Below are 22,863 nucleotides of genomic sequence, written 5' to 3'. Positions count from 1 at the left end.
ACCTGCGACAATGGAGATATGTCCGGTGTGGGCGCGGAACTGGGGATGGGGCGGCGCGAGGCGGGCACGCGGGTGCGGCGGGCCGCGCCGCTGCCGAAGGGGGCCGCGGCGCCCTTCGTGATCGTCACGGAGGCGCAGGTGCCGGGCGCGCCCACCGAGTGGCGGCCGCACGCGCATCCCGCGCACGAACTGGTGTGCGTGCGCCGCGGGGCGGTGACCGCCCGGGTTGGCGACCGCGTCTTCACCGTGTCCGAAGGCTGCGGCCTGTGGATGCCCGCGGGGGAGGTGCACGCCGGCCGGCTGACGGCGAAGGCCGAACTGCGCACCGCCTTCTTCGCCCCCGACCGGACGCCGGTGGCCTTCGCGGGGCCCACGGCCGTCGCGGTGACGCCGCTGCTGGAGTCGCTGCTGGCGCACCTGGCCCGCCCGGACATCGACGCCGGGGCGCGGGCGCGGGCGGAGGCGGTCGTGTTCGACGTGCTGGAGCCGGCGCGGCGGCCGCTCGCGCTGGGCATGCCCGGCGACGCGCGCGCGGACGTGGTCGCCGAGGCCCTGCTGCGGGATCCCGCCGACGACCGCTCGCTGGAGGAGTGGGCCCGCGACCTGGACGTCAGCCCCCGGACGATCAGCCGCGCCTTCCGCGCCGCCACCGGGCTGTCGTTCGCGCAGTGGCGGCGGTCGCTGCGCATCCACCGGGCGCTCGCGCTGCTCGGCGAGGGCTGCGAGGTGCAGGACGTCGCCGAGCGCCTCGGCTACGCGCAGACCAGCACGCCCGGCTGCACCGCATCGACGGCGGCCGCGCGGTGCTGGACGGCGGCGACGGCCGCCCGGAACGCCCGATCTCCCTGCTCGGCGCGCGCCGCTTCGCGCGCGAGGTCATGCTGTTCGCGCAGTCCAGGCCCGCCCCGGACGGCCTGGCGGTCGGCGACGTCGTGGCGTTCGGCCGCCACCCGTACCGGCGCGGCTTCGGCGGGCTCTCCGCCGAGGACCGGCGCGCGATCGAGCACGCGATGAGCCCCACCGGGGTGCGGGACATGGCCGACCGGGCGGCGGGGAAGCTCTCCGGCGGAGAGATGCAGCGCGTCTGGCTCGCCGCTGCCTCGCCCAGGACACCGGGGTGGTCCTGCTCGACGAGCCCACCAACCACCTGGACCTCCGCTACCGGGTCGAGACCCTCGACCTGATCCGCGACCTCGCCGAGAACCACGGGGTCGCCGTCGGCGTCGTCCTGCACGACCTCGACCACGCGGCGCGCGCCGCGGACACCGTGCTGCTGATGAGCGCCGGCCGCGTCCACGCGGCGGGCCGCCCCGCCGACGTCCTCACCGTGCGCGCCGCCGTCGGGGCGGTCGTCGCGCACGCCCGGGACCGCGGGCTCGCGCAGGTCAAGTGGGAGGGCTGGACGGCGGACCCCGCGGACGCCGCGGCCCTCGGCTTCGTCCCGATGCAGGCCCCGCCCGGGACGGAGCCCCGCACCGGCTACGTGCGCTGGCTGGCCGGCGGTCCCGGCGGCGCCGTGGCCGAGCCGCCGTACTACCGGCAGTCGACGAACTTCACGTGCGGCGCCGTCACCGCCCTGATCGCCCAGGCGCAGGCGGGCGCGGTGCCCCCGCCGTCCCTCGACCGTCCGGCGGAGCTCACGCTGTGGCGCGCCGCGACGAACTTCCCCGCCTGCGAGCCCGTCGGCCTGGGCGTCGCCGTCCGCCGCGCCTGGCCGACGTCCCCGGTCACGGTGTTCCTCGACACCGACCGCCCGGTCCTCCTCGACTCCTACGCGGGGGACGAACGGGAATGGCGCGCCGTCCTCCAGCGCGCGTCCCGGACGGACGCGGCCGACGCGGGAGTCCCGCTCGACCCGCGCCGCCTCTCCCTGCCCGGCGTCCGCGCCCTGCTCGCGGACGGCGCGCGCGTCCTCCTGCTGCTCTCCCTGGAGGCGATGCAGGGGTTCGCCGTCCCCCACTGGGTCCTCTGTCACGCCGCGGTACCGGGCGCCCTCGTCCTCGAGGACCCGTGGACCAACGACGCCGCCGGAGACACCTGGCTCGACGCCCACCTCCTCCCCGTGCCCGACCCGGCCCTGGACGCGATGTCGGTGATGGAGGGCGGCCGCTACCGCGCCGCCGTGGCCATCGGCCCCCCGGACCGGCCCGGGGAGCCACGCCCGGTGACGTCCGCACCCGCCCCGCGGCGCTCGCGCGGTCAGCCGAGCTGCTCGGCCAGGCCGACGACGATCCCCTCGGGGCCGCGGACAAAGCAGAGCCGGTAGGCGTTCTCGTACCGCGCCACCTCCCCGACGAGTTCGGCGCCGTGCCCGCTCAGGCGGGCGACGACGTCGTCGAGGTCGTCGACGGCGAACATGATGCGCCGGATGCCCAACGTGTTCGAGGGCGCGTCCGGCGGCACGCCGGCGACCGCCGCCGGGGCGTGGAACCGCGTCAGCTCGACGCGCCCGTGGCCGTCGGGCGTCCGCAGCATGACGATGTCGGCGCGGACGCCGTCCAGCCCGACCACTCGGTCGACCGTGCTTCCCTCCAGGGGCGCCTTGCCCTCCACCTCCATGCCGAGTTCGGCGAAGAACTCGGTCACCGCCTCGAGGTCGTCGACGACGATGAGGACGTTGTCCATCCGCAGGAGCGCCATGGTGGTCCCTTCCTTCCGCGCGGCCGCCGCGGCTGTTTCTTCCCCGCCACGCCGCGTTCAGGCCGGTTCCGGGTCCGCGCGGCCGTCTGCGGCCTGCGCCCGCAGCAGACCTTCGACCCCGTGCAGGAAGGTCTCGGAGACCAAATCCGGGCTACGCCGTTCCCGGCGGCGTCTTCTTCCTGATCTCGGCCCTCCGCCTCGGCCGCGCCGAGCAGCGGACCTGACGGCGCCGCGGACGGCCCGTCCGCCGCCTCGTCGCGGACGGTGAAGGACTCGTCCCCTTCGCCCCGGTCGAGCCCGGTGGCCGTGCCCTCCCGGCGGGGCGCGCTCAGGGGCGGGGCGGCCGCTGCGCCTCGTCCAGGGCTTCCACCTTCCCGGCGATGCGTTCCAGGGCGGCGAGGTCTTCCGGTGCGAGGCGGTCGATGAAGTGGTGGCGCACCGACTCCAGATGCTCGGGCGCGGCGTCCATCAGGGTGTCCATGCCCTGCTCGGTGAGAACGAGGATGCAGCCCCTTCCGTCGTCCGGGTCGGGTGCGCGCCGGATGAGGCCGCGCGCCTCCATGCGGGTCGCGTGCCGGGAGAGCCGGCTGCGCGACCAGCCCATCTTCGCCGCCTGCCCGTGCAGGGCGCCGGCGTGGTCCGGACGTTCCGACAGCGTGCTGAGCACCTCGTAGTCGGCCTCGGAGAGGCCGATCCGGGAGAGGTCGCGCGCGGTGCCGGTCTGGACGGCGACCACCATGCGGCGGAAGGCCCGCCACGCTCGCTCCTCGTCCGGGTCCAGCCAGCGCACGGGTTCGCTCGACGGTCTCTTTGACATGTAAACAACCTATCCCGTAGGTTCATTTACATGTCAACGAACAAGACGCGCGTCCTCGTGCTGGTGTGCAGCACCCGTCCCGGCGCCCTCGGCCCCGCGGTCGGGGCATGGCTGACCGGGACGATCGCCCCCCGCGCCGCCGACCTCGGCGCCGAACTGGTGCCGCTGGCCCTCGCCGACCTCGGCCTCCCGTTCCTCGACGAGGAGGAGCACCCGTCGTCGGGCGTGTACCGGAACGAGCACACGCGACGGTGGAGCGCGATGGTGGACGCGGCGGACGGCTTCATCATCGTGACGCCGGAGTACAACTACGGGATGCCGGCGTCCCTGAAGAACGCCCTGGACTACCTGTCCCGGGAATGGGCGTGGAAGCCGGTCGGCTTCGTCGGCTACGGCAACACCTCGGCGGGCACGAGGGCCGTGCAGCACGCCAAGCAGGTGGTGACCACGCTGCGGCTGGTGCCGCTGGGCGCCACGGTCGCGCTCCGCATCGCCGACGCCGTGCACGACGGGGAGGTGCGGCCCCCCGCCGCCGCCGCCGACGCCGCGATCGGCGTCCTGGGCGAGCTGGTCCGGCTCGCGCACGCGCTCCGGCCGATGCGCGAGCAGGCGCGGCCCGAGAACGCGGCCGGGCCCGAGCCGGGCTCCTACCTGCGGCGATTGACGCCCGACGACGCCCCCGAGGTGACCGTCCTGCAGCGGTGCTGCTGGGTGGACGAGGCCCTCGCCAACGACCCCCGGACCGTCCCCGCGCTGCACGAGTCCGTGGAGCAGGTGCGCGACTGGCTCGCGGACTGGCACGCGGTCGGACTGTGGCGGGACGGCCGGCTCCTCGGCATGGTCCGGACCCGCCGCGTCGACGCGGAATGGCACGTCGGACGGCTCGGCGTCGCCCCCGACCTGCGGGGGCGCGGCCTGGGCCGCTGGCTGCTCCGGAAGGCGGAGGCCGCCGCCGACCCGTCCTGCCGCCGCATCGTGCTCTCCACCGGAGCGGGCAGCCGGGACAACATCGCCCTCTACCGGAGCGAGGGATACCGGCCGGCTCCCCGCGCCCGCGAAGACGGCACCATCCGCCTCACCAAGGAACCCCTCCGCACCGGCTGACCAGCCACTGGAGACGATCCTCGACCCGCTCGAAATCCTGCCGGCGTCCGACGAACTCCTCGGCCCGATCAGGGCGCGGCTGCGCGTGGAGGCCGAGGTGCGGGCCGACCAACTGCTCGGGCCGTGGCCCGTACGGCCGGTCACCCCGCGGCGTCCGCCGTGTCCTACGCCACGGCGGGGGCGATGCTCGGCATCACCCGGCAGGCGTCCACGACCTGGTCGAACGCGGCAAACTCGACAGGCGCCCCGACGGTGGCGTCACCACCTCCTCCGTCCGTGACCGGCGCGCACCGGGTCGTCGCCATGGACCTGCGCGGCCACGGGCTGTCCGGGGCCGTCCGGGTGGCGTTGCGCACCACCGACGAGGGCGTCTTCCTGCGGCCGGACGCCGCGCTCGCCAGGCGGACCCGTTACGACCTGCACTTCCAGGACGGCGTCGCGGCGGTGGCCGACATCGATGGTCGACGAACAGCCCGAGCAGATCGCCCGAGCCGTCCTGGATTTCGGGGCACAGAACCCACGCCCTCGCCGATGAGACGGAGTGCCGGACGGCGTCGAGAAACGTGAGGTCCGACCGGGGGCCTCGGGTCACCCGTTGGGCCGGCTCGGGTGCCGTCTGCGGTGTACTGCCCAGGCGATCGCGGCGGCGGTCGCCATCGCGGTGGTGGCCAGAATGCGGATCCGGGGGGCCAGCGTTCTCTGCAGAGCCTGCTGCTGGCGCCGTTTGAACGTGGCCGCGTCGTTCTCCCGGGGGAACGGCTCGTCCGGGACCGGTACGCCGAGGAAGGCGCACAACGGCGCCCATCCGTCCTTGACCTCGAACACCAGCAGCCGGTCCTCGGGCACGTGCGCCCTCACCTCGGCGACATGCCGTTCGAAGCGCTCGGCCATCTCCGCGCGCTCGCCGAACGCCCCGCCGATCTCGCGCTGCCAGGTCGTCCGCTGCACGCGGTCGAGGACGTCCGCCACGGACCCGGGGCGGCGCGGGCCCCGCCAGCTCAGCACCCGCACCAGGAGCGGCGGCTCGGCGAGCACGGCGGACATGGTCTGCGCGGCGCTGTCGTACCAGCGCCGCGGATCGCGGACGGTGAGCACCACCTTGGCGTCCGGGAACGCGTCGACGATGTCGCGCCAGAACGCGGTGCCCGGCGAGCCGACGGCGCAGCCGTGGCCCGCGAAGACCTTCCCCCAGTCCACCGCCCGCCCGTCCAGCGCGGCGGCCCAGTCGGCGGCGCGCTCCGGCTCCGCGTTGAGGACCCGCATGTTGTAGCACGGGCCGTACCCGAGCCGGTCGAGTGCCAGCGCGAGCGAGGTCGTGCCCGTTCGGAGGAAACCGACGCCGATGACCTGCACGCGAACTCTCCTCAGGTTGAAGTGGACGACGTCCGGCGGGCGACCAGGGTGCCGGGGTCCTCGCCGTCGTCGACGGGGCGGAGGGCGGTTCCGGCCGTCGGGGTCAGCCCGGCCGCCGCCAGGTCGGCGACGACGGCGTCCGGCCGGTGCAGGTAGTGGGCGCGTTCCACCACTTCGGTCGCCACCGGATCGCCTCGGTGGTACGTGCGGTAGACGAACCGCAGGTGCGCCCGGTCGTCGCCGTCGGGCCGCGCCTCGCACGACATCTCGTACCGGCAGTCGCCGAGGGAGGCCACGTCGGCGACGTGCTCGGGCCAGTCCGGTACCGGTTCCGACAGGACCATGTCCATCGCCACCTCGCCGTCCTCGGCCAGATGCTCGGCGATGGCCTCGAAGAGCGCGGGCCGCTCGGCGTGCGGGACGTGCTCCAGCACACCCGCCAGGTACACGAAGTCGAAGCGGCGGTCCAGGTCGAAGTGGGGCGCCGCGCGGTCGAGCACGGTGACGCGGGCGCGCAGGTGCGGGCGTTCGGCGAGCTTGGCCAGCAGCACCGCGCGCATGGTGGCCGATCGCTCCAGGCACAGGACGGTGGCGGCTCGCTCGGCCACGGCCAGCGTGATCCGGCCGGTGCCCGCGCCGATCTCCAGCGCGTGCCCGTCCCGGGGCGCGCGGTCGGCGAAGAACCGGGGGTCGGGGAGGGCGCCCTCGCCGCGGGAGGCGCGGAAGAGGTCGTAGTAACCGGGCTGGAAGGCGTACGGGTCGGTGCCGAGCGGAGCGACCCGGGCGAAGGAGGACATGCGAGTCACCTGCCTGTCTGGTCGGTACGGGGTCGCGTCGTCAGGAGGTCGTGCGCGGGCGACGTCGTCCGGCCGTCCCGGGTGAACCGCGCCGGGCGTGTCCACTCGCGGAGGGCCCGGCCGGCGCGTTCCCTGATCCGCACCCGGCCGCCGGACTCGACGGCGATGGTGCGCTCCTCGCTCCAGCCGGTGAGGCGGAACTCGCCCAGCCCGACGTGCACCAGGCCGAAGGCGGGCTCGCCGTCGATGGCGAGGACGAGCCGGTCCTCGTGCGCGAGGACCTCGGCGTCGGCGTCGGGCCTGGCCTCGACCTCCTCCTCCGACCACTGCGCGAAGTCGCCCGGCAGCCGGAACCGGCAGCACAGCCGGTCGCGTTCGGACGCGCTGAGCGGCACCGGATCGCGGGCGAACATCACCTCGCTCAGCGGCAGCAGCTCCCGGAACTCGTCCGGCAGCAACCCGACGATCTCGCGGCTGACCAGGCAGTCGAGCACCATGTGCACCCGGGAGCGGTCTCCGCCGTTCGCCACGTAGTGGCGTCGGCCGAAGTCGCCGAACCACAACCGTCCCGCCGTCCAGTGCTCGGACACGCCGTCGATCACCACGACGGCGTCCGGGTTGGTGTCGATCGGCACATGCAGCCGCAGGAGCCCGCGTTCGAACCCGTACTTGTAGTCGCGGTGCTCGTGCACGGTCGCCCCCGCGCCCAGGGCGATCAGCCGGACGCCCCGGACCGGCGCCGGCAGGGCGTCGACGACCTGGGCGAGGGCCGGGGCTTCGGCCAGCCACGGAGTGTCGGCGAAGTCGGTCAGGCCCGCGCCGCCCGGGTCGGTCCGTTCCGGGTCGCCGCCGACGCTGCGCAGCGGCAGGATGCGCCAGTCCACGCCGGACTCCGCGGCGGCGCCGTCCTGGCTGTAAGGGCGCTGGGCGCGCCACCGCCGGCGCCGCAGCCGGTCGAGGTCGGCGCGCAGCGCTTCGGCGTCGAAGCCGAGCCGCATCGGCGCGGACGGCGGGTACGCGGCGGGCGGGTCGGCGGGCGGGTCGGCCGGCGGTTCGATGGCCTGGTGGTGCGTCGTCATGGTCGCTGCTCCCGGGCGCCGGTGGCGGGCAGGTCGGAGACGTCGAGGGCGAAGCGGCCGACCGCCCACGCGATGGCGGGCACGTTCTCGCCGAGCGCCCGGCGGTCGAGGTTGCCGATCGTGTCGCACGGCTGGTGGTAGCAGGGGTCGTACAGCCGCCCGGCCGTCCCGCCGAACCGCGCCGCCTGCGCGGCGGTCTTGACCCCGAGGACGCCGCCGTTCAGGCCGCCGACCGGGACGCCCGCGGCCATGAACGGCTCGTGGTCGGAGCCGACGGCCCGCAGGTCGTGGCTCTCGTAGGGGAGTCCGGCGCGGTCGAAGTAGTCCTTGAAGACCTTCTCCACGACCCCCGACCCCGGCGGGCCCGGCGGGGTGCCCGGCGGCTGCTCGCTCGCGTCCCCGTCGAGGACGAACCGGACCCCGTTCGGCGCGGCGATCAGTTCGAAGTTGAGGTAGAGCGCGATCTCGGCGCGTTCGTCCGGCGTCAGGTTGCGCACGTAGTGGTAGGAGCCGATGTCGATGAGCTCCTCGGCCCCCCACAGCGCGAACCGGACTCTGTGCCGCACCTTGTCCTGGTGGGGAGCCAGCCGCAGCGCGGTCGCCATCAGCGCGGCGGCCGCGGCGGCGTTGTCGTTGATGCCGGGTGCTTCGCTCACGCTGTCCAGGTGGGCGCCGGCGATGACGGTGCGGCCGTCGCCGCCGCCGCGCGTCTCGGCGAACAGGTTGGTGGTGACTCCCGCGACCTCGTGCCCGCGCAGGTCGAGGCGCAGCCGCACCCGGTGCCGCGCGGCCTCCCGGGCGAGCCGTTCGGCCTCCGCCTGGGGGATGCTCGCCACCGGGATGGTGAACGCCTCCCGGTCGAACCCGTGCAGCCGGTAGATGTTGTCCGGACTCGGCGTCGCCAGGTAGATCAGCATCGCCTTCGCGCCGAGCCCGGCGGCGACCCGCTGCTGTGCCGTGTGGCCGCAGGAGCCGCGCCGCACCACCACGACGGACCCGGCCACGGGCAGCCCGTCGTAGTCGGCGGCGGAGCATCCGGCGGCGTCGTCCGTCGTGGCCCGGGGCACGACGAGGTGGGCGTCGAGGCCGCCGGGCGGGGTGCCGGGCGACCAGCGCATGACCAGCGCGCGCACCTGCCGGACGGCGGGCGCGGTCACCGTCGCGCTCTCCGCGTCGACCCGGTAGTCGGTGTACGGCACGTGCTGCCGGTAGACGCGGTAGCCGGCGGCGGTCAGCACCTCGGCGGCGTAGCGCGAGGAGGCTTCGAACCCCGGAGTGCCGGTGGAGCGCACCCCGCCGTTCTGCGCGGCGATCCGGTCGAAGGCACGCAGGTGCCGCCACACGTCGCCGCCGCGGGTGGACTCCGCCAGCATCCGCGCCAGCCAGAGCTCCCCGGACCCGCCGGCGGACGCCTCCCGGGCCGGTGCCGCGTGGGGCGGGGCCGCGGAAGCGGCGGACGGCGGAGCGGCCGAAAGGACGGCGGCGGCCATGGTGACGAGGCCGGTCGCCAAGGCGGTTTTCGTGCGCACGAACACCCTCAACAGCCCTCCAGTGAAAAAGTGGTGCCCGGAAACAAAAACCTTGTAGATATGTGCTGAAAGCCTCTGAACCGGGCCGCTTGATGATCAATGAATGCCCGGCATATCGGGGCAGGTAGGAAGCGTGCCCCGATATGCCGGGCACCCTCTATGCCACTCAGTGGAGGTAACGCATCCGTGCCACCCCCTTTCTGTCGAGACGATTTCCAGGTCGGTCAGGCGAGCCGGGCTCTGAGCCGAGCCACGCCCCGCAGTGTGAGGTTCCGGTGGTAGACGGGCTCGCCCGCGAGGCGGAGGCCCGGGAACTCGGTCGCGAGCAGGCCGAGGACGACCCGCGCCTGGAGGACCGCCAGCGACTGCCCGAGGCACGCGTGGGCGCCCCGGCCGAACCCCAGATGCGGGTTGGGGCGGCGGGCGAAGTCCAGCTCGTCGGGCTCGGCGAACCTGGCCGGATCCCGGTTCGCGGCCGCCAGCATCAGCGTCACCGCCTCGCCGGGCGCGATGACATGGCCGCCGACGCGCGCCTCCCGCACGCACGCCCGTCCGTCGGCCTGCACCGGCGTCACGTACCGGACCAGTTCCTCCACCGCGAGGGACAGGTCGGCCCGAGCGAAGCGCGCCCAAGTCTCCGGCTCGTCCAGCAGGACGACCAGGGCGTTGCCGAGCAGCCGCCCCGCCGATTCGAACCCGGCGTGCAGGACGGCCCGCAGCGTGTTCAGCAGCACCGGACGCGCGATGCCGGAGCCGGGCGCCTTGGCCGCCACGTGCGCCACCAGCCCGTCCGCCGGCGGGTCGTCCAGCCAGCGGCCCGTGTATTCGGCCAGCTCGGCGCGGGCTCGCACGGCGGGCCCCGCGGTCTCCGGCCAGACGCCGGCGTCCATGCCGTCCACGATCGTCTGCGACACCGGCAGGAACCACGCGGCGTCGATCGGCGGCACCCCGAGCACCGCGGTGATGGTGTCCAGCGCGAGGGGCGCGGTGAGGTCGGACACGCAGTCGAACTCCCCGGCCGCGCGCAGCCGCCCGGCCCGGGCGCGGACCTGCGCGGCGATGCGCTCGCGCAGCGTGCCCGGGTCGAGGCCGCGGACCGCGTCGACCATGAAGTGCCGGATGGCCGTGTGCTCGGGCGGGTCGAGCGACTGGATGCTCAGCAGCGGCTCCGGGACGGCCTCGCCGATCCGGCGCCAGTCCGAGGCGAACGACTCCGTGTCGCGCAGCACCGCGGCGCAGCCGTCGTACCCGGTCACCACCCAGGAGTCGAGGAAGGCGCTGCGGTAGACGGGCGCGCTCTCGCGCATGCGGCCGAAGAGGGAGTAGGGATCCAGCAGCGCCGCGGGCTCCGCGAGTCCCGCCGCCGGGTCCGCGACCGGCGCCTCCGACATGTCGACCTCCTCGCACGGACGGCTACCGGCGAGCGGCCTCGAGCCCCGTTCGTCGCGTCCCGTACGGGTGGCCGGGAGGACGACGGCGCCATCGCTCAGGTGTCCGGGAGATCGTCCGACACATGATCTTTACCGATGGTAAATGGGCGATGCGGAATTGCCGAGTGCCGGATCCGGCCACCGGTCTTCCATTTCCCTGAACGCGTCGCCATGGCATGGTCTTGTAGTTCCGCCTCGCCGCCGAGGAGGCCGCCTGTGAGGGTTCTGCTGACCAATCCCGGGTTCCGGCTCCTGATCACCGGCCAGTCCTTATCGACCCTGGGCGACCGGGCGCTCATCATCGCTTTCGGCATCTGGGTGAAGGAGCTGACCGGCAGCAATGCCGCGGCGGGCGGCGCGTTCTTCTTCGTCGCCCTGCCGTTCCTGTTCGCCCCGTTCGCCGGGGTGCTCATCGACCGGTTCCCGCGGCGCCAGATCTTCATCGCGACCAACCTGGCGATGGCGGGCGTCATGCTGCTCAGCCTGCTGGTGCGCGGCGAGGACCAGGTCTGGCTGCTGTACGCGATCATCCTCTGCTACGGCATCGCCGGTGTGATCATCACCGCCACCCAGGCCGCCCTCGTCACGGCGATCGTGGACGAGGACGCGCTCCCCGACGCCAACGGCCTCCTGCAGACCTCCGCCGACGGCGTGAAGCTCCTCGCCCCCCTCTTCGGCGCGGCGCTCTTCACGGTGGCGGGCGGCCACGTCGTGGCCCTGCTGGACGCGGCGACGTTCCTGGCGGCCGCGGTATGCGTGTGGCTCATCCGGGCGCCCGGCGACCAGCGCCACGTCACCGGTGCCCTGGAACTGCGCGAAGAAGTGCTGTCCGGCCTGCGCCACATCTACCGCTCCCCGCCGCTGCGCACGCTGGTGGGCGCGCTGGGCCTGGGCATGCTGGTGACCGGCTTCTCGCAGACCCTCGTCTTCTCCATCGTCGACGACGGGCTCCACCGCGCCCCCGCGTTCATCGGCGTCCTGAGCAGCGTGCAGGGCGCGGGCGCCATCTGCGCCGGCCTGGCGGCGGGCGCCGCCATCCGCCGCGTGGGCGACCTGCGCACGGTGATGCTGGGCTTCGCCCTGGTGACGGCGGCGTCCCTCGTCTACCTGGCGCCCGCCGTCCTCCCGGTCGCGGCGGGGGCGTTCCTGTTCGGCTTCGGCATGTCCTGGACGACCGTCGGCCTGGTCATGGCGGTGCAGCGGCGAACCCCCGACGCCCTGCGCGGACGGGCGCTGTCCGCGGCGATGGGCGTCGTCAGCACCCCGCAGACCGTCTCGATTGCCTTGGGCGCGGCCCTGTCCCTGGCGGTCGACTACCGGGTCCTGCTCCTCCTCATGGCCGCGGTGACCGCCGTGAGCGCCGTCTGGCTACTGCGGGTCCCGCCCGCCCCGCGAACCCCCGCGCCCGAAGCCGACCCCGCACCGGACACCAAGACCGCACGTTAGCCGGACGGCCTCCGCGGACGACCGGAGGCCGTCCCGGTCAGGCGCCGTTCTCGACCAGCGCCTTGAGCCGCGGCAGCGTCTTCTCGATGCCCTCGGCGTTCCGCTGGGGGATCGGCGTGCGCACGAGCAGGCCGCGCAGCGGCGACGTGGAGAAGTCGCAGGTCTCGGTCACGCGCGTGCCGCCGTCGGCCTCCTCGAGTTCGTAGCGCCACCGGTGCTTGCCGGGGTGGCACCACGCGATCCGCCGGTCCGCCTCGAACTCGACGACCGTGTTGACGATCCGGTAAGGCATGCCGAACATCTTCATGGCCGTCTTGAACTTGTCGTTCAGCGCCAGTCGCTCCGGGCCCGAGATCGCGTTCTGCACGGTGCCGGAACCGTCGAAATCGGGGTGGCGATGAGGGTTGGCGAGCACCGAGAACACCGCCGACGGCGGTGCGGCGATGACGATGTCGCGCGAGACTCGGAGCGGACGGGATGCAGAGGGCATGCGGTACTCCAGGTTCACCGAGGCGCTAACGGACAGCATGCTGTCATGTCCGGGCATACTGTCAACAATCGCGATCGGACCTGCACCGTCTGAGCAGCGGCGCTCCATCGTCCCGCTCCCGCAGGGCGCCGCCGGCCGCGGTCAGATCGCGGTGGCCACCTTCCACGCCGAGTGCATCGCGCCCTCGATGTAGCCGACCTCGCCGGCGTCGCCGACGAGGTGGACCGCGATGCCCGCCCCGGCCAGCTCGTCGGCGAGCGGCGCCGCCGCCGAGACGCCCGCCGCCACGACGACCATGCTCGCCGGCGCGGACCGCGACTCGCCTTCGACCGTGAACTCGACGGTCTTCGGGGTGATGCGCTCGACGGTCGCGTTGCGGTGGATCTTCACGCCCAGCTCGCCGGCGTGCTTGACGGCCGTCCAGCGGCGGGGCATCGCCATCGGCACACCGAGCTGCCGGCCCTCCTCGACCAGGGTCACCCGGCTGCCGCGCTCGGCGAGGAACTCCGCGAGTTCGAGACCGACGAGCGATCCGCCGATCACGACGACGTCCTTGCTCATCGGCAGGAACCTGAGGAACCTGCGGCTCAGGTCGCGGATCCTGGCGGGGCTCTTGGTGATGCCGGCGAGACCGCCGAGCCTGCCGGCGATCCGGAGGAGCGGCCTTTGCTCCGAGACGTCACCGGTGCCGGTCATCAGGTCGCGCAGGCTGTCACCGGTGTGCACGTGGGGCAGGTCGCCGCCCGGCACGTCCGGACGTCCGCGCACGGCACCCGTGGCGACGACCACGGCGTCCGGCGCGAGCGCCTTGATCGTGGCGGCGGTGGCCTCGGTCTTCAACCGGACGTCGACACCGGCCCGCCGCACCTCCCGGGCGAGCCACTTCAGCAGGCGCTCGTTGTCGGGGGTGGTCAGCGTCGAGAACCACAGCGTCCCGCCGAGACGGTCGGTCTTGTCCAGCAGGGTGACGCGGTGGCCGCGCTCGGCGGCGACCCGGGCCGTCTCCATACCGCCCGGTCCGGCACCCACGACGACGACGTGCTTGGGGGTCGTGGTGCGCGGGAACGGCAGCAGCGTCTCGTCGCCCAGCGCGGGGTTGACCGCGCACAGCGGGGTGGCGTCCCAGAAGTTCTCCTGCACGCACACATAGCAGTTGATGCACGGGCGGACCTGCTCGCTGAGGCCCGCCTTCAGCTTGTCGACCAGGTCCGGATCGGCCAGCAGCTGACGGCCCATGGCGACGAAGTCGGTGTGCCCCTCGGCGATCATCCGCTCGCCGACCTCGGGCAGCATGCGGCCGACGGTGATGACCGGGATCGACACCGCCCGCTTCACGACCGCGGCGTTGGCGGTGTAGAAGCCGACCTTGTCGGGCAGCGGGCCGTCGGTGAAGTTCGCGAACGCGTTCAGCGCGGTGCCGGTGACGTGGATGGCGTCGGCCCCGGCCTGCTCGAACATGGCGGCGGCACGGGCGGCCTCGTCGGGCGTCAGCCCCTCGGACTCGCCGTACTCCTGGCCCGCCAGCCGCACGATGACGGCGAGGCCGTCCCCGACCTCTTCCTTGACCGCGCGGATCACCTCGCACGACAGCCGCGCCCGGTTCTCGAGCGTCCCGCCGTACTCGTCGGTGCGCTGGTTCGAGTAGCGGCTCAGGAACCCGCCGAGCACGTAGTTGTGGGCGCAGTGGATCTCGACGGCGTCGCCGCCGGCGGCCTTCACGCGGCCCGCCGCCTCCGCGAACATCCGGACCAGCCACGCGAGGTCCTCGTGGGTGGCCTCACGGTGGGCGGCCTTCTTGCCCTCCTGGATCGCGGCCATCTTCCCGAGTTCCTCGGGCGTGCAGTCGATCATCATGCTCATGTCGCCGGGAGGCTTCGGGACGGACGGCACCAGCTGCGGCCGGCCGTCCAGCGTGTCGATCCGGGCGACCTTGCCGTGGTGCACCATCTGCACGCACAGCTTGCTGCCGGCCTCGTGGACCGCGTCGGCCAGCGCCTTGAGCCCGGGGATGAACCGGTCCTCGGACAGGCCCGGCTCCTTGCGGCTCGTGCAGCCCTGCGGATAGGCGACGGCGCAGCAGCCCGTGATGATCATCCCGGTGCCGCCCCTGGCGCGGGCCGCGTAGTGGTCTATATCGCCCTGATGGATCTCACCGTCCTCGCAGAGGTTCATGTCCATCGCGGGGAGGACCACTCGGTTGGCCAGCGCGATGGGCCCGATCTTGCCGGGCGAGAGGAGGGCCGGGAACGTTCGCTGTCGGTTCACCACCAGCCGGAAGATATTTCACAACACCGATGGTTCCCGGCGCATTCTCGCTCAGCGAGACGCCACCTGGGCCACATCGCGCCGACCGACCATGAACCGGATCCGGGCACGGCGTTGCCCACCACGACCCGGCAGGGAGCCGTCGGCGCCGAGTTCCCGGCCGTCCCCCAGCACTCGGAAAACCGCGCCGGCCCCCACGATCGTCCTGGACGGCGAAAGATGCGAAACCGCACGAACTTCTTCGTGCCGCGGTAAGTCCCAGGACGTCCGTAAGTGCGCGCGAGTTCAGGCCGGACGGGGTCGAACTGATCACAGCCGGGCGCGCCAACTCCCCGGATCACACCCGCATCTCACCCTTCACAACGCGGCCACAGGGGCTGCGCACGGAAATGGGAGCGGCACCTATGCAGAAGATCCTGGTCACCGGCTTGGCGGCGGCGCTGGCGCTCGGCCTGACGGCCTGCGACGGCACCGGTACCGGCGACTCCGCGGCGGCGCCGCCCGCCTCGTCCGGCGCTTCCACGCCCGCCCCGAGCGAGACCTCCACCTCGGGCGGCGCCGCTTCCGCGCCGAACGCCTCGTCCCCCGAGGGGCAGGGCACTCCGGCGGCCCAGGAGCCTTCGAGCGAGACGCCGGGCGGCCGGCAGATCAAGTCCAAGTGGGGACAGCTGCGCTACCTGGCGCCGGGCAAGTTCACCGTCGGCGGCGTCGCCTTCTTCACCGCCAACGCCACCGTCCTCTACGTCGCCGATGACACCTGCCCGGACGGCAGCCGGCCCCCCGGCGACAGCAAGTGCAACATGGACGGTTTCGAGAAGTGGGTGCAGGCCGCACCGCGCAATGCCGTCGTGGAGTTCTCCGGCCAGTCCGCGACCCTGATCCGAGAGACGCAGTAATAGTCGGCATCATCGACGCCCTGGCCGGCCCCGGCACCACCTGCCGGGCCCGCCGGGGCGCCGGCGGCATGGTCCGCGTCCCTCATCCGGTCGGCGGGAGTAGCCCTCGAAAGGGTCAACTGCTCTCATGCCCGGTTCCGGGCACCGGTCGAGCAAGCCGGGTCGCTCCGCTCAACTCCTGGTCCGCGCCCCGCGCCGCATCCTCGGCCTGGACCACGGCCCCGGACGCAGCCGACCCGTTCAAGCCGGGCGCCCATTCGGCATCAGGCCGTGTCACGGTCCATGATCGTGACGAGAGGAGCAACCCGTGAGACGGTTCCTGACAGCGGCCCGTCCATGCGTGCGCCTCGCCAGCTTGACCGGTACCCCAGGGAGAACAATGACCCGCAAGTCCAAGCCCGACCTGTACGACCTTCTCCGGGCCGGCTTCGGCGACGAGAACGTCGACTCCGAGCCCGCCCGGCGCACCGGGCGATCCGCACCGGCCGAAAAGCCGTCCCCGCCCCGGCGTTCCGCAGCCGCCCGCTCGGGACCTGTGACGGTGCGCAAGCCCGACCCGCGAGTGTGGAAAGCCGCGCAAGAGGCCGTCGACGGCGACACCAGCCGCCTGGAAGTCATGGCCGACGGGTCGGTCTTCATCTACAACCAACCGATCAGATGACTCGCAACGACCCGCAACCCGACGGCCGGTCCCGGACGCCGGGGTAACCAGCTCACGGCCGGTTCCGGCTCTCCCGCGACGAGGTCACCTGGTCGCCGACGACCTGCCGCGTTCGGCGCTCGGCCTCACCGTCGCCGTCCCGTCGTCCCCGAACGCGCGGACGGCGTCCAGATTCGGCACGCCCTCCTCGACCTGCCGAGATACCGCAGCGTCGCCGGACGGCGATCCGCCACCGGTTCCGCCGCGCGGGGTCCCCGCACAGCGAGGACTGCCGGACCAGCGACGCGCGGCGATCTACCGGGCGTGCCGGGGCGGCATCCAGAGGTGCGCCCGGACGTTGCGGGTTTCCTTGCAGGTCACGTACAGCGGGCGGTAGGCGTCCCGGTCGACGGCGTCGTCGGCCACGGCGGCGCGGTAGAGGTCGTCGGAGACCAGCATGCCGACGTCGGAGTCCGGGGCGGCGCTTATCGCCTGCTTGAACGCCGGAGCGTCCAGCAGCCGAAAGAGACGCGTCACCGCGTGGCCGAGTACTCCGTGCGTGTCGAAATGGACGTCGCCGCTGTGGACGGCCACGCGCAGCCGCAGCCGGGCGACGTCGTTGGTGATCCGGTTGGCGCGGCGCAGGCGGGCGGTGAGGTGGTGCGCCAGGGGGTCGAGGACGTGGAAGGCGTGCGCCGTCGGCGGCGCGATGATCAAAGCGCCGTCGCCGCGGTCTTCGTGGTGGCACTCGTGCCAGTGCAGCCCCGTGATGGCGAGCGAGTCGGCGACGACGTCGTACATGCTGCCGCGCAGGAACTGCTGGACGTCGCGGGTGCGGCGCTCGTCGCCGAAGTTCGGAATGTCGAGGCCGATGAGAGTCGTATTCATGGTGTGAACTCGCTTGGTCGATGCAGTGCAGTGGGGTGTGGCGTGCGACAGGTTTCGAGGGACCTGCTGAAAGCCGGGGGACGGGCGTGGGGCCGTCCCTCGTCAATGGTGTGGGCAGGGATAGTGAGAATCGTTGTCGCAACGCATCTGCTCATCCGCCCAAAAGGTCTCCAGTTCCTCGGTCGTCAGTTCGCCGAGGGGGACGGCCGGCAGCGGCCGTCCACTGCGTAGAGCCCAGACTGTGACCAGTGCGAGAGCCAGGTAGGCGTCTTCATCGGTCCGGTCGTCGTCCATTCGAGGGTCGTCGCCGGAGGAGTTCGCGGACGGTTCGGTCCGGTGGTCGATCAACGGTCGGCCTTCCACGATGGGGTCGGGCAGGGCGAGAACCACGCTGCCTGCCCGCCGCCCGCGAGACCCGGAGAATGCCCGACTCCGGACGGACCCCGGATGGATCTCGGATGGACGCGAGTTACCGTCACGTACATCCGGGATTCATCCGGGATGCTCCTAGGGCGTGACAGTTGACCGCCTGATGCGCTATCGGCATAGACCTGGCAGTACGCACCCAGGACCGTGAATGTGTCATGTGACCGTTCCGTTCCGGGTGGAGCTGGCATCATGCCGGTTTCAACGGTCCGCAACATCCGCGACAAGGACGGTCAATATGGACAAAGGTCGCATATATTGCCGTAACGAAGTGATTCGGGTGTTGGCCTACAATCGCGACATAGTGGGGGCGGTGTCTTTTACAGCGATCGATCAGAAATCGAGGGAACTCGAGGAAACCGGACATCGCGTGTGCGGCGTCCAGGTCGAGCGGGTTCCGCGCTCAACGGCCAACGACCTGTGGAGGAAGCCCGCGGGGCGCGTCCCCAGGTGGGAACTGCTCGAGTCCCTGTGGGCGACGCTGTACCGGTTGGCCGAGGAGAGGGGGCGGGACACGAGCGCCATGATCACGCTGGACGAACTGCGAGATCGTCACCGGCGCATAGACGCTCCGCCGGTCGAGGCTGTGGCGCCTGGGCAAGGCGGTCGGGGCGCGGACGGACGACCCGCGGGCGCCGGCATCTCGGCGGACTCATGGCAAGCGGCAGAAGCTGGCCTCAATGTCCCTCGGTTCCCTGCGGGGGTGCCTGTGCCGGGCGTCCAGAGTGGGCGCTACGTTCGAGACGTCGACGATCAGTTCATCGACGAGTTGCGAAGGCGCGGTCACCACGCCCCCTGGCGAACCTATCAAGACGCCGTTCCGGACTGGTTCGAACTCTACGTAACAGCCGAGCCGGAACTGGCAGAGATCAGAACGTATGCTCCGCGCCGCATACCCAGTCTGTTGCAAACCGGCGAATACGCTCGACTCGCCATCGCCGCGGACCTCCCGAACTGCTCGGATGAAGCCTTGCAGCGCAGAGTGGAGCTGCGGCTGTGCCGGCAGGAAATCCTGCACCGCCCGGATGCACCGAAGCTCTGGATCGTTTTCCATGAAGGCGTCCTCCGCGAGGACCTGGGCAGTCGGCCGGTGCTGCGGGCGCAGGTGCGGCATCTCCTGACGCTCGCGGAGCAGCGCAACATCACGATCCAGGTGATACCGGCCGACAGGGCCAGCAGGGCCGTGGAGGACGGTCCGCTCACGATCATGAGGTTCCCCGATTCCCATATCAACGACATGGTGTTCCTCGAACATCGCACCAACGGGTTTTATGTCACTCACAAGCCCGAGGTCAGCTATCTCGCTGCCGTGTTCTCCACCTACCTGGTCGAGGCGCTACCGCCCTGCGAAAGCGTGCGCTTTCTGCGTGAACTCATCTGACCGGTCTCAGCCAGAAGGCCACCGACCCGTGCCATAGGGCGGAGCATCTGCTGTCATGGGAGGGTCGGCGCAGGCGACCCGGATCTGGAGATCACCATGGCGAGCGACGAAGACTTCCTGGCAGCGGCCGAGAAGGACCTCATGCGCGGGATCGACACCAGCGTTCCGCACTCGGCGCGCATCTGGAACTATTGGCTCGGAGGCAAAGACAACTTCGCCGTCGATCAGCAGGCGGGGGACGACTACGCCCGCCTCTTCCCCGGAATTTTCGACCTGGCGCAAACAGAACGGGCGTTCCTCGGCCGCGCGATCCGATACCTGGTCGGCGAAGCGGGAGTCCGGCAGTTCCTCGACGTCGGCACCGGCCTGCCCACCGAGGACAACACGCACCAGGTCGCCCAGACCCTCGCGCGGGAATGCCGCGTCGTCTACGTCGACAACGATCCGCTCGTCCTCGCCCACGCCCATGCCCTCCTCGTCGGCACCCCGGAAGGCTCCACCGACTACATCGACGCCGACATGCGCCACCCCGACCGGATCCTGGAGCAGGCCAGTCGGCTGCTGGACTTCGACGAGCCGATCGGCCTGCTGTTCATGGGCGTCCTCGGCCATATCACCGACCACGACGAAGCCCGCACGATCGTGTCGCAACTCTTGGACCCGCTGCCTTCGGGCAGTTTCCTTGCCCTCAACGACGGCACCGACACCAACGAGGAATTCAACCGGGCGCAGCAAGGCTACGACGAGACCGGTGCCGTCCCCTACCGGTTGCGGAGCCCGGAGCAGATCGCCCGCTTCTTCGAAGGCTTGCAGCTGGTCGAGCCGGGCGTCGCTCCCGTACCGCTATGGCGCCCCGAACTCGGCCACCCCAACGCCCCGCGGGCCATGGACGTCGTCGGGGGAGTCGGCAGAAAACTCTAGGCGGGCGAGGGGGAAGTCCGGTGCTTCATGGCCTCGTCGTGCAATGCGGCGAAGGCGGACAGGAATGCCGTGGGCAGCGCACCGAGCGCGTACAAGACCCGGAAGTCCACGTGCGGCAGCAGGAGCAGACCTGCCAGCGCGGTGAGGATGCCGCCGAAGTAGTAGCCGCTGTACATCACCGCGTTGTTCAACTGACGGCGGTGGACACGCCGCCGCCGAGTCCGAGACCGACGCGGAAGCGAAGCAGGCCCAGCATCTCCGGGCTGGTGGAGAACGCGGACAAGTTTCGCTGTTGCCTCGTGGTCGGTGGCACTCCCGCGTTCGCGGCCACGTATCACCGCGAAGAGGTTCCGGTTTAGAAGTCGTCCGGAAAACGCGTGGCCCTAGGAATGCTTCGGGAAGCGCGGTGCGATGGCCGACAGCATCAGCGCGGCCAGCACGGCCAGGAGGCCGAACGCCAGGTGGAAGTCGCCGAGGCTGTCGCGCAGGAAGCCGATCAGCACGGGGGCCAGCGCGGCACAGGCATAGCCGACGAAGAAAGCCATCGCGCTGATTCGCCCCGCCTCGGCCGCATCACGGCCGATCACCACCGGCAGCGTCAACACGAGCGTGAACAGGCCGCCGTGGCCGATGCCCAGAGCCAGGATCCACACCCAGGTCGCGGTCCCCGGAGCGGCCGCCAACCCCGCGAAGCCGATGGCGGTCATCGCCGTGGTCAGCGCCAACCCGAGGCGCTTGTCCGTCCGTTCGCCCAGCAAGGCCGGAACGGCCAGCATCGCGACGACCTGAATGGAGATCATCCCGGTCAGCAGCGCGCCGGCGACGGTCTCGCTGTGCCCCCCCCCGTCATCGTGGAGCAGCGGCGCCACCCAGGCCAGTTCGCAGTAGTAGAGCGCGGAGTTTCCGGCGGACAGGGCCGTGACGCGCCAAGCCGCGCCGCTGCGCCACGGCAGCCCGCTCGTGGTCGGCCCGGCCGCGCCCGCGACACCGTCCAGGGCGAGTGTGCCCTTGGCGGCCCTCCACATCACCATGCCCGCGAGCGCGAGCACGGCCCAGGACGCCAGCGCGCCGGGCCAGGAGCCGAGGGCGTCGGCCAGCGGCGCACTGACACCCGCGGCGACCGCGCCGCCCAGGCCGAGACCGGCGGTGTAGATACCGGTGACCAGCCCGGCCCGCCCGGCGAACCGCATCTTGACCACGGCAGGCAGCAGCGTCTGCGCGATCGCGATGCCGGCCCCGACGACGGCGGCGCAGCTCATCTGCAGCACCGTCGAGTCACCGAAACCGCGAGCCGCCGTCGCGACCGCGATGATGCCGAGCCCCAGCATGACTCCGCCGTGAAGCCCGAACCTGCGGCCGACCACGGCCGCCAAGGGCGCGCAGACCCCCATCGCCAGCGTCGGGATGGTCGTCAGCAGCGCCACTCCTGTGGCCGACAGGCTCACATCCGTTCGGATGCGGTCCACCAGCGGAGACACCGCGGCGATCGCCGGCCGGAGATTGGCCGCCGCGACGAACAGCGCGATGGCCGCCATGCCGAGGGCCGTCCGCACCTGGACGTCCGGTTCCTGAGTCTGTGTCACGCCCGCTCCAGTTGATCTCGGACAATCAGTATCCGAGATATATCACAACGCGGACAAACTTTGTCCGAGATCGGTAGGATGGCAGCATGAAGCTGTCCAACGGGGTCGAATGGGCGCTCCACGGCTGCGTCACGCTCAGTCAGGCCGGGGAGCCGGTGCCGGCGGCGCGACTCGCGGAGCTGCACGGCATCCCTCGCGCCTACCTGGCCAAGCACCTGCAGGGGCTGTCCCGAGCGGGCATCGTGCATTCCACCGCGGGACAGGTCGGTGGCTACACCCTCACCCGACCCGCGTCCGCGATCACCGTCCTGGAAGTCGTCCAGGCCATCGACGGAACCGAGCCCGCCTACCGCTGCACCGAGATCCGGCAGAACGGGCCACTGGCAGTCCCTGCCGATCAATGCTCGCAACCGTGTGCGATCGCCCGTGCCATGGCGGCCGCCCAGGACGCCTGGTCCGCTGCCCTGTCCGCCATCACCATCGCCGACCTGGCCACCGGCATCGACGCCGACAGCAACGGCACCGCGCTGGCCGACGTCCGCCGCTGGCTGACGACTACGGCCGGTTCGGCGCGCAGTAGAGAGCAGGAGTGACGAACTAACCACCCCCGGCTATCCCGGCGCCGTCACCATGTCCGGCAACGCCTTCGACCCTGGCGGGCCGGACTGCCTGCACCGACCGCCCCGCGGCCACCGACCGTTCGCCAGGCCACCGCCTGGTTCTTGAGCAACCCCGCCTGGACCTCGAAACCCGGCACCGCCTCGACAGCCTCTGCGACGCCGGCCCGCAGCTTGCCGTCCGACGCGAGCGGGTCCGCGAGTTCGCCGAAATGATGGTCCACCGCCACGTTCGGCGACTGGATACTGAGGTGCCACGGATCTTCCGGACAGGGCCCCAACTAGAGTTGGGGAGAACCGGAAGGGAAGGTCGTTGGCACGACAGAGGCGGCATTTCACCCAGGAGCACAAGGACGAGATCGTCCGCATGGTCCTGGACGGCCCGCGCCCCATCGCCCATGTGGCCCGTGAGGTCGGCATCCACGACACCCCCCTGGGCAACTGGGTCAAGGACTACCGCAGACGCCACGGCGACGACGCGTCCACCACACCGGCCGGCGCCCCGAAGAGCCTCCGGGAACGCGAACTCGAACGCGAGAACCGCAAACTCCGCGAAGAGAA

The 22,863-nt window shown here is 72.0% G+C and carries 25 protein-coding genes; 11 read left to right on the top strand and 14 right to left on the bottom strand.

The window, feature by feature from the left end; all coding sequences use genetic code 11:
- Window positions 1-18: 18 nt before the first annotated feature.
- Both H505_RS45400 and H505_RS45395 read left to right on the top strand, forming a co-directional pair.
- The gene (locus H505_RS45400; RefSeq protein ID WP_281173497.1) at window positions 19-1,014 is read left to right on the top strand and encodes a helix-turn-helix domain-containing protein; all 996 of its coding nucleotides are present in this window, start codon (window positions 19-21) and stop codon (window positions 1,012-1,014) included.
- Between the two features lie 103 nt (window positions 1,015-1,117).
- Entirely contained in the window at window positions 1,118-2,266 is a 1,149-nt protein-coding gene (locus H505_RS45395) for a peptidase C39 family protein (RefSeq protein WP_281173496.1), read from the top strand.
- Here H505_RS45395 and H505_RS0130820 read toward each other — a convergent pair.
- A complete protein-coding gene (locus H505_RS0130820) occupies window positions 2,200-2,625 on the bottom strand; it encodes a VOC family protein (RefSeq protein ID WP_199747568.1) in 426 nt (141 codons plus the stop codon). The genes H505_RS45395 and H505_RS0130820 overlap by 67 nt on opposite strands.
- A gap of 343 nt (window positions 2,626-2,968) precedes the next feature.
- A complete protein-coding gene (locus H505_RS0130810; protein WP_026405045.1) occupies window positions 2,969-3,457 on the bottom strand; it encodes a MarR family winged helix-turn-helix transcriptional regulator in 489 nt (162 codons plus the stop codon).
- A 30-nt stretch (window positions 3,458-3,487) separates the two neighbouring features.
- On the opposite strand from H505_RS0130810, the gene H505_RS45390 reads away from it, so the two are divergent.
- Both H505_RS45390 and H505_RS50245 read left to right on the top strand, forming a co-directional pair.
- Window positions 3,488-4,561, top strand: coding sequence for a bifunctional NAD(P)H-dependent oxidoreductase/GNAT family N-acetyltransferase (locus H505_RS45390; protein WP_034520671.1), 1,074 nt, complete (start codon window positions 3,488-3,490; stop codon window positions 4,559-4,561).
- Between the two features lie 276 nt (window positions 4,562-4,837).
- The gene (locus tag H505_RS50245) at window positions 4,838-5,128 is read left to right on the top strand and encodes a hypothetical protein (protein WP_157433195.1); all 291 of its coding nucleotides are present in this window, start codon (window positions 4,838-4,840) and stop codon (window positions 5,126-5,128) included.
- A gap of 21 nt (window positions 5,129-5,149) precedes the next feature.
- Here H505_RS50245 and H505_RS45385 read toward each other — a convergent pair whose 3' ends face one another.
- From H505_RS45385 to H505_RS45370, 5 genes are all read right to left on the bottom strand, one after another.
- Complete coding sequence (locus H505_RS45385) at window positions 5,150-5,914, bottom strand: sulfotransferase family protein (RefSeq protein ID WP_051301348.1); 765 nt, start codon at window positions 5,912-5,914, stop codon at window positions 5,150-5,152.
- 11 nt (window positions 5,915-5,925) lie between these two features.
- Window positions 5,926-6,711, bottom strand: a complete 786-nt coding sequence (locus tag H505_RS48230) for a class I SAM-dependent methyltransferase (protein WP_051301347.1) — start codon at window positions 6,709-6,711, stop codon at window positions 5,926-5,928.
- A 5-nt stretch (window positions 6,712-6,716) separates the two neighbouring features.
- The gene (locus H505_RS45375) at window positions 6,717-7,790 is read right to left on the bottom strand and encodes an aspartyl/asparaginyl beta-hydroxylase domain-containing protein (protein ID WP_051301346.1); all 1,074 of its coding nucleotides are present in this window, start codon (window positions 7,788-7,790) and stop codon (window positions 6,717-6,719) included.
- Complete coding sequence (locus tag H505_RS0130780) at window positions 7,787-9,319, bottom strand: M28 family peptidase (protein WP_211238590.1); 1,533 nt, start codon at window positions 9,317-9,319, stop codon at window positions 7,787-7,789. Before H505_RS0130780 ends, H505_RS45375 begins: the two co-directional genes overlap by 4 nt.
- A gap of 224 nt (window positions 9,320-9,543) precedes the next feature.
- Window positions 9,544-10,710 carry a cytochrome P450 gene (locus tag H505_RS45370; RefSeq protein ID WP_034520669.1) on the bottom strand — a complete coding sequence of 389 codons (1,167 nt, stop codon included), beginning with the start codon at window positions 10,708-10,710 and terminating at the stop codon, window positions 9,544-9,546.
- Window positions 10,711-10,965: 255 nt separating this feature from the next.
- Between H505_RS45370 and H505_RS0130770 the strand changes: the two genes are divergently transcribed.
- The gene (locus H505_RS0130770) at window positions 10,966-12,195 is read left to right on the top strand and encodes an MFS transporter (RefSeq protein WP_026405042.1); all 1,230 of its coding nucleotides are present in this window, start codon (window positions 10,966-10,968) and stop codon (window positions 12,193-12,195) included.
- 37 nt (window positions 12,196-12,232) lie between these two features.
- On the opposite strand, the gene H505_RS0130765 is transcribed toward H505_RS0130770, so the two are convergent.
- Both H505_RS0130765 and H505_RS0130760 read right to left on the bottom strand, forming a co-directional pair.
- A complete protein-coding gene (locus H505_RS0130765) occupies window positions 12,233-12,742 on the bottom strand; it encodes an SRPBCC family protein (RefSeq protein WP_341849574.1) in 510 nt (169 codons plus the stop codon).
- A gap of 84 nt (window positions 12,743-12,826) precedes the next feature.
- Window positions 12,827-14,953: an oxidoreductase gene (locus tag H505_RS0130760; RefSeq protein WP_211238589.1), complete on the bottom strand. Its 2,127-nt coding sequence runs from the start codon at window positions 14,951-14,953 to the stop codon at window positions 12,827-12,829.
- Between the two features lie 401 nt (window positions 14,954-15,354).
- Between H505_RS0130760 and H505_RS0130755 the strand changes: the two genes are divergently transcribed.
- A complete protein-coding gene (locus H505_RS0130755) occupies window positions 15,355-15,846 on the top strand; it encodes a hypothetical protein (protein ID WP_026405039.1) in 492 nt (163 codons plus the stop codon).
- A gap of 379 nt (window positions 15,847-16,225) precedes the next feature.
- The gene (locus tag H505_RS0130750) at window positions 16,226-16,507 is read left to right on the top strand and encodes a hypothetical protein (RefSeq protein WP_026405038.1); all 282 of its coding nucleotides are present in this window, start codon (window positions 16,226-16,228) and stop codon (window positions 16,505-16,507) included.
- 294 nt (window positions 16,508-16,801) lie between these two features.
- On the opposite strand, the gene H505_RS0130745 is transcribed toward H505_RS0130750, so the two are convergent.
- Together H505_RS0130745 and H505_RS50240 are read right to left on the bottom strand one after the other, a co-directional pair.
- Complete coding sequence (locus H505_RS0130745; RefSeq protein ID WP_026405037.1) at window positions 16,802-17,374, bottom strand: nucleotidyl cyclase domain-containing protein; 573 nt, start codon at window positions 17,372-17,374, stop codon at window positions 16,802-16,804.
- Window positions 17,375-17,476: 102 nt separating this feature from the next.
- Complete coding sequence (locus tag H505_RS50240; protein WP_157433194.1) at window positions 17,477-17,764, bottom strand: hypothetical protein; 288 nt, start codon at window positions 17,762-17,764, stop codon at window positions 17,477-17,479.
- A 274-nt stretch (window positions 17,765-18,038) separates the two neighbouring features.
- On the opposite strand from H505_RS50240, the gene H505_RS48225 reads away from it, so the two are divergent.
- Window positions 18,039-19,181 carry a DUF5753 domain-containing protein gene (locus H505_RS48225; protein WP_157433193.1) on the top strand — a complete coding sequence of 381 codons (1,143 nt, stop codon included), beginning with the start codon at window positions 18,039-18,041 and terminating at the stop codon, window positions 19,179-19,181.
- Window positions 19,182-19,277: 96 nt separating this feature from the next.
- Window positions 19,278-20,102 carry an SAM-dependent methyltransferase gene (locus H505_RS0130735; RefSeq protein ID WP_064743743.1) on the top strand — a complete coding sequence of 275 codons (825 nt, stop codon included), beginning with the start codon at window positions 19,278-19,280 and terminating at the stop codon, window positions 20,100-20,102.
- Here H505_RS0130735 and H505_RS0130730 read toward each other — a convergent pair.
- Together H505_RS0130730 and H505_RS45360 are read right to left on the bottom strand one after the other, a co-directional pair.
- Window positions 20,099-20,293, bottom strand: a complete 195-nt coding sequence (locus H505_RS0130730) for a hypothetical protein (RefSeq protein WP_157433192.1) — start codon at window positions 20,291-20,293, stop codon at window positions 20,099-20,101. The genes H505_RS0130735 and H505_RS0130730 overlap by 4 nt on opposite strands.
- A gap of 192 nt (window positions 20,294-20,485) precedes the next feature.
- On the bottom strand, window positions 20,486-21,685 hold the full coding sequence (locus H505_RS45360; RefSeq protein ID WP_211238588.1) for an MFS transporter: 1,200 nt from the start codon (window positions 21,683-21,685) through the stop codon (window positions 20,486-20,488).
- 86 nt (window positions 21,686-21,771) lie between these two features.
- On the opposite strand from H505_RS45360, the gene H505_RS0130720 reads away from it, so the two are divergent.
- Window positions 21,772-22,278 (top strand): RrF2 family transcriptional regulator, encoded by a 507-nt coding sequence (locus tag H505_RS0130720; protein ID WP_026405034.1) that lies wholly within the window; start codon window positions 21,772-21,774, stop codon window positions 22,276-22,278.
- A 32-nt stretch (window positions 22,279-22,310) separates the two neighbouring features.
- On the opposite strand, the gene H505_RS50235 is transcribed toward H505_RS0130720, so the two are convergent.
- On the bottom strand, window positions 22,311-22,532 hold the full coding sequence (locus H505_RS50235) for a hypothetical protein (protein WP_157433191.1): 222 nt from the start codon (window positions 22,530-22,532) through the stop codon (window positions 22,311-22,313).
- 83 nt (window positions 22,533-22,615) lie between these two features.
- Between H505_RS50235 and H505_RS0130715 the strand changes: the two genes are divergently transcribed.
- The coding region (locus H505_RS0130715; RefSeq protein ID WP_026405075.1) for a transposase at window positions 22,616-22,863 on the top strand (248 nt) is incomplete at its 3' end.

The sequence above is a fragment of the Actinomadura rifamycini DSM 43936 genome (assembly GCF_000425065.1).
GTDB classification, from domain to species: domain Bacteria; phylum Actinomycetota; class Actinomycetes; order Streptosporangiales; family Streptosporangiaceae; genus Spirillospora; species Spirillospora rifamycini.
This window is presented reverse-complemented; position numbering and strand designations above follow the sequence as displayed.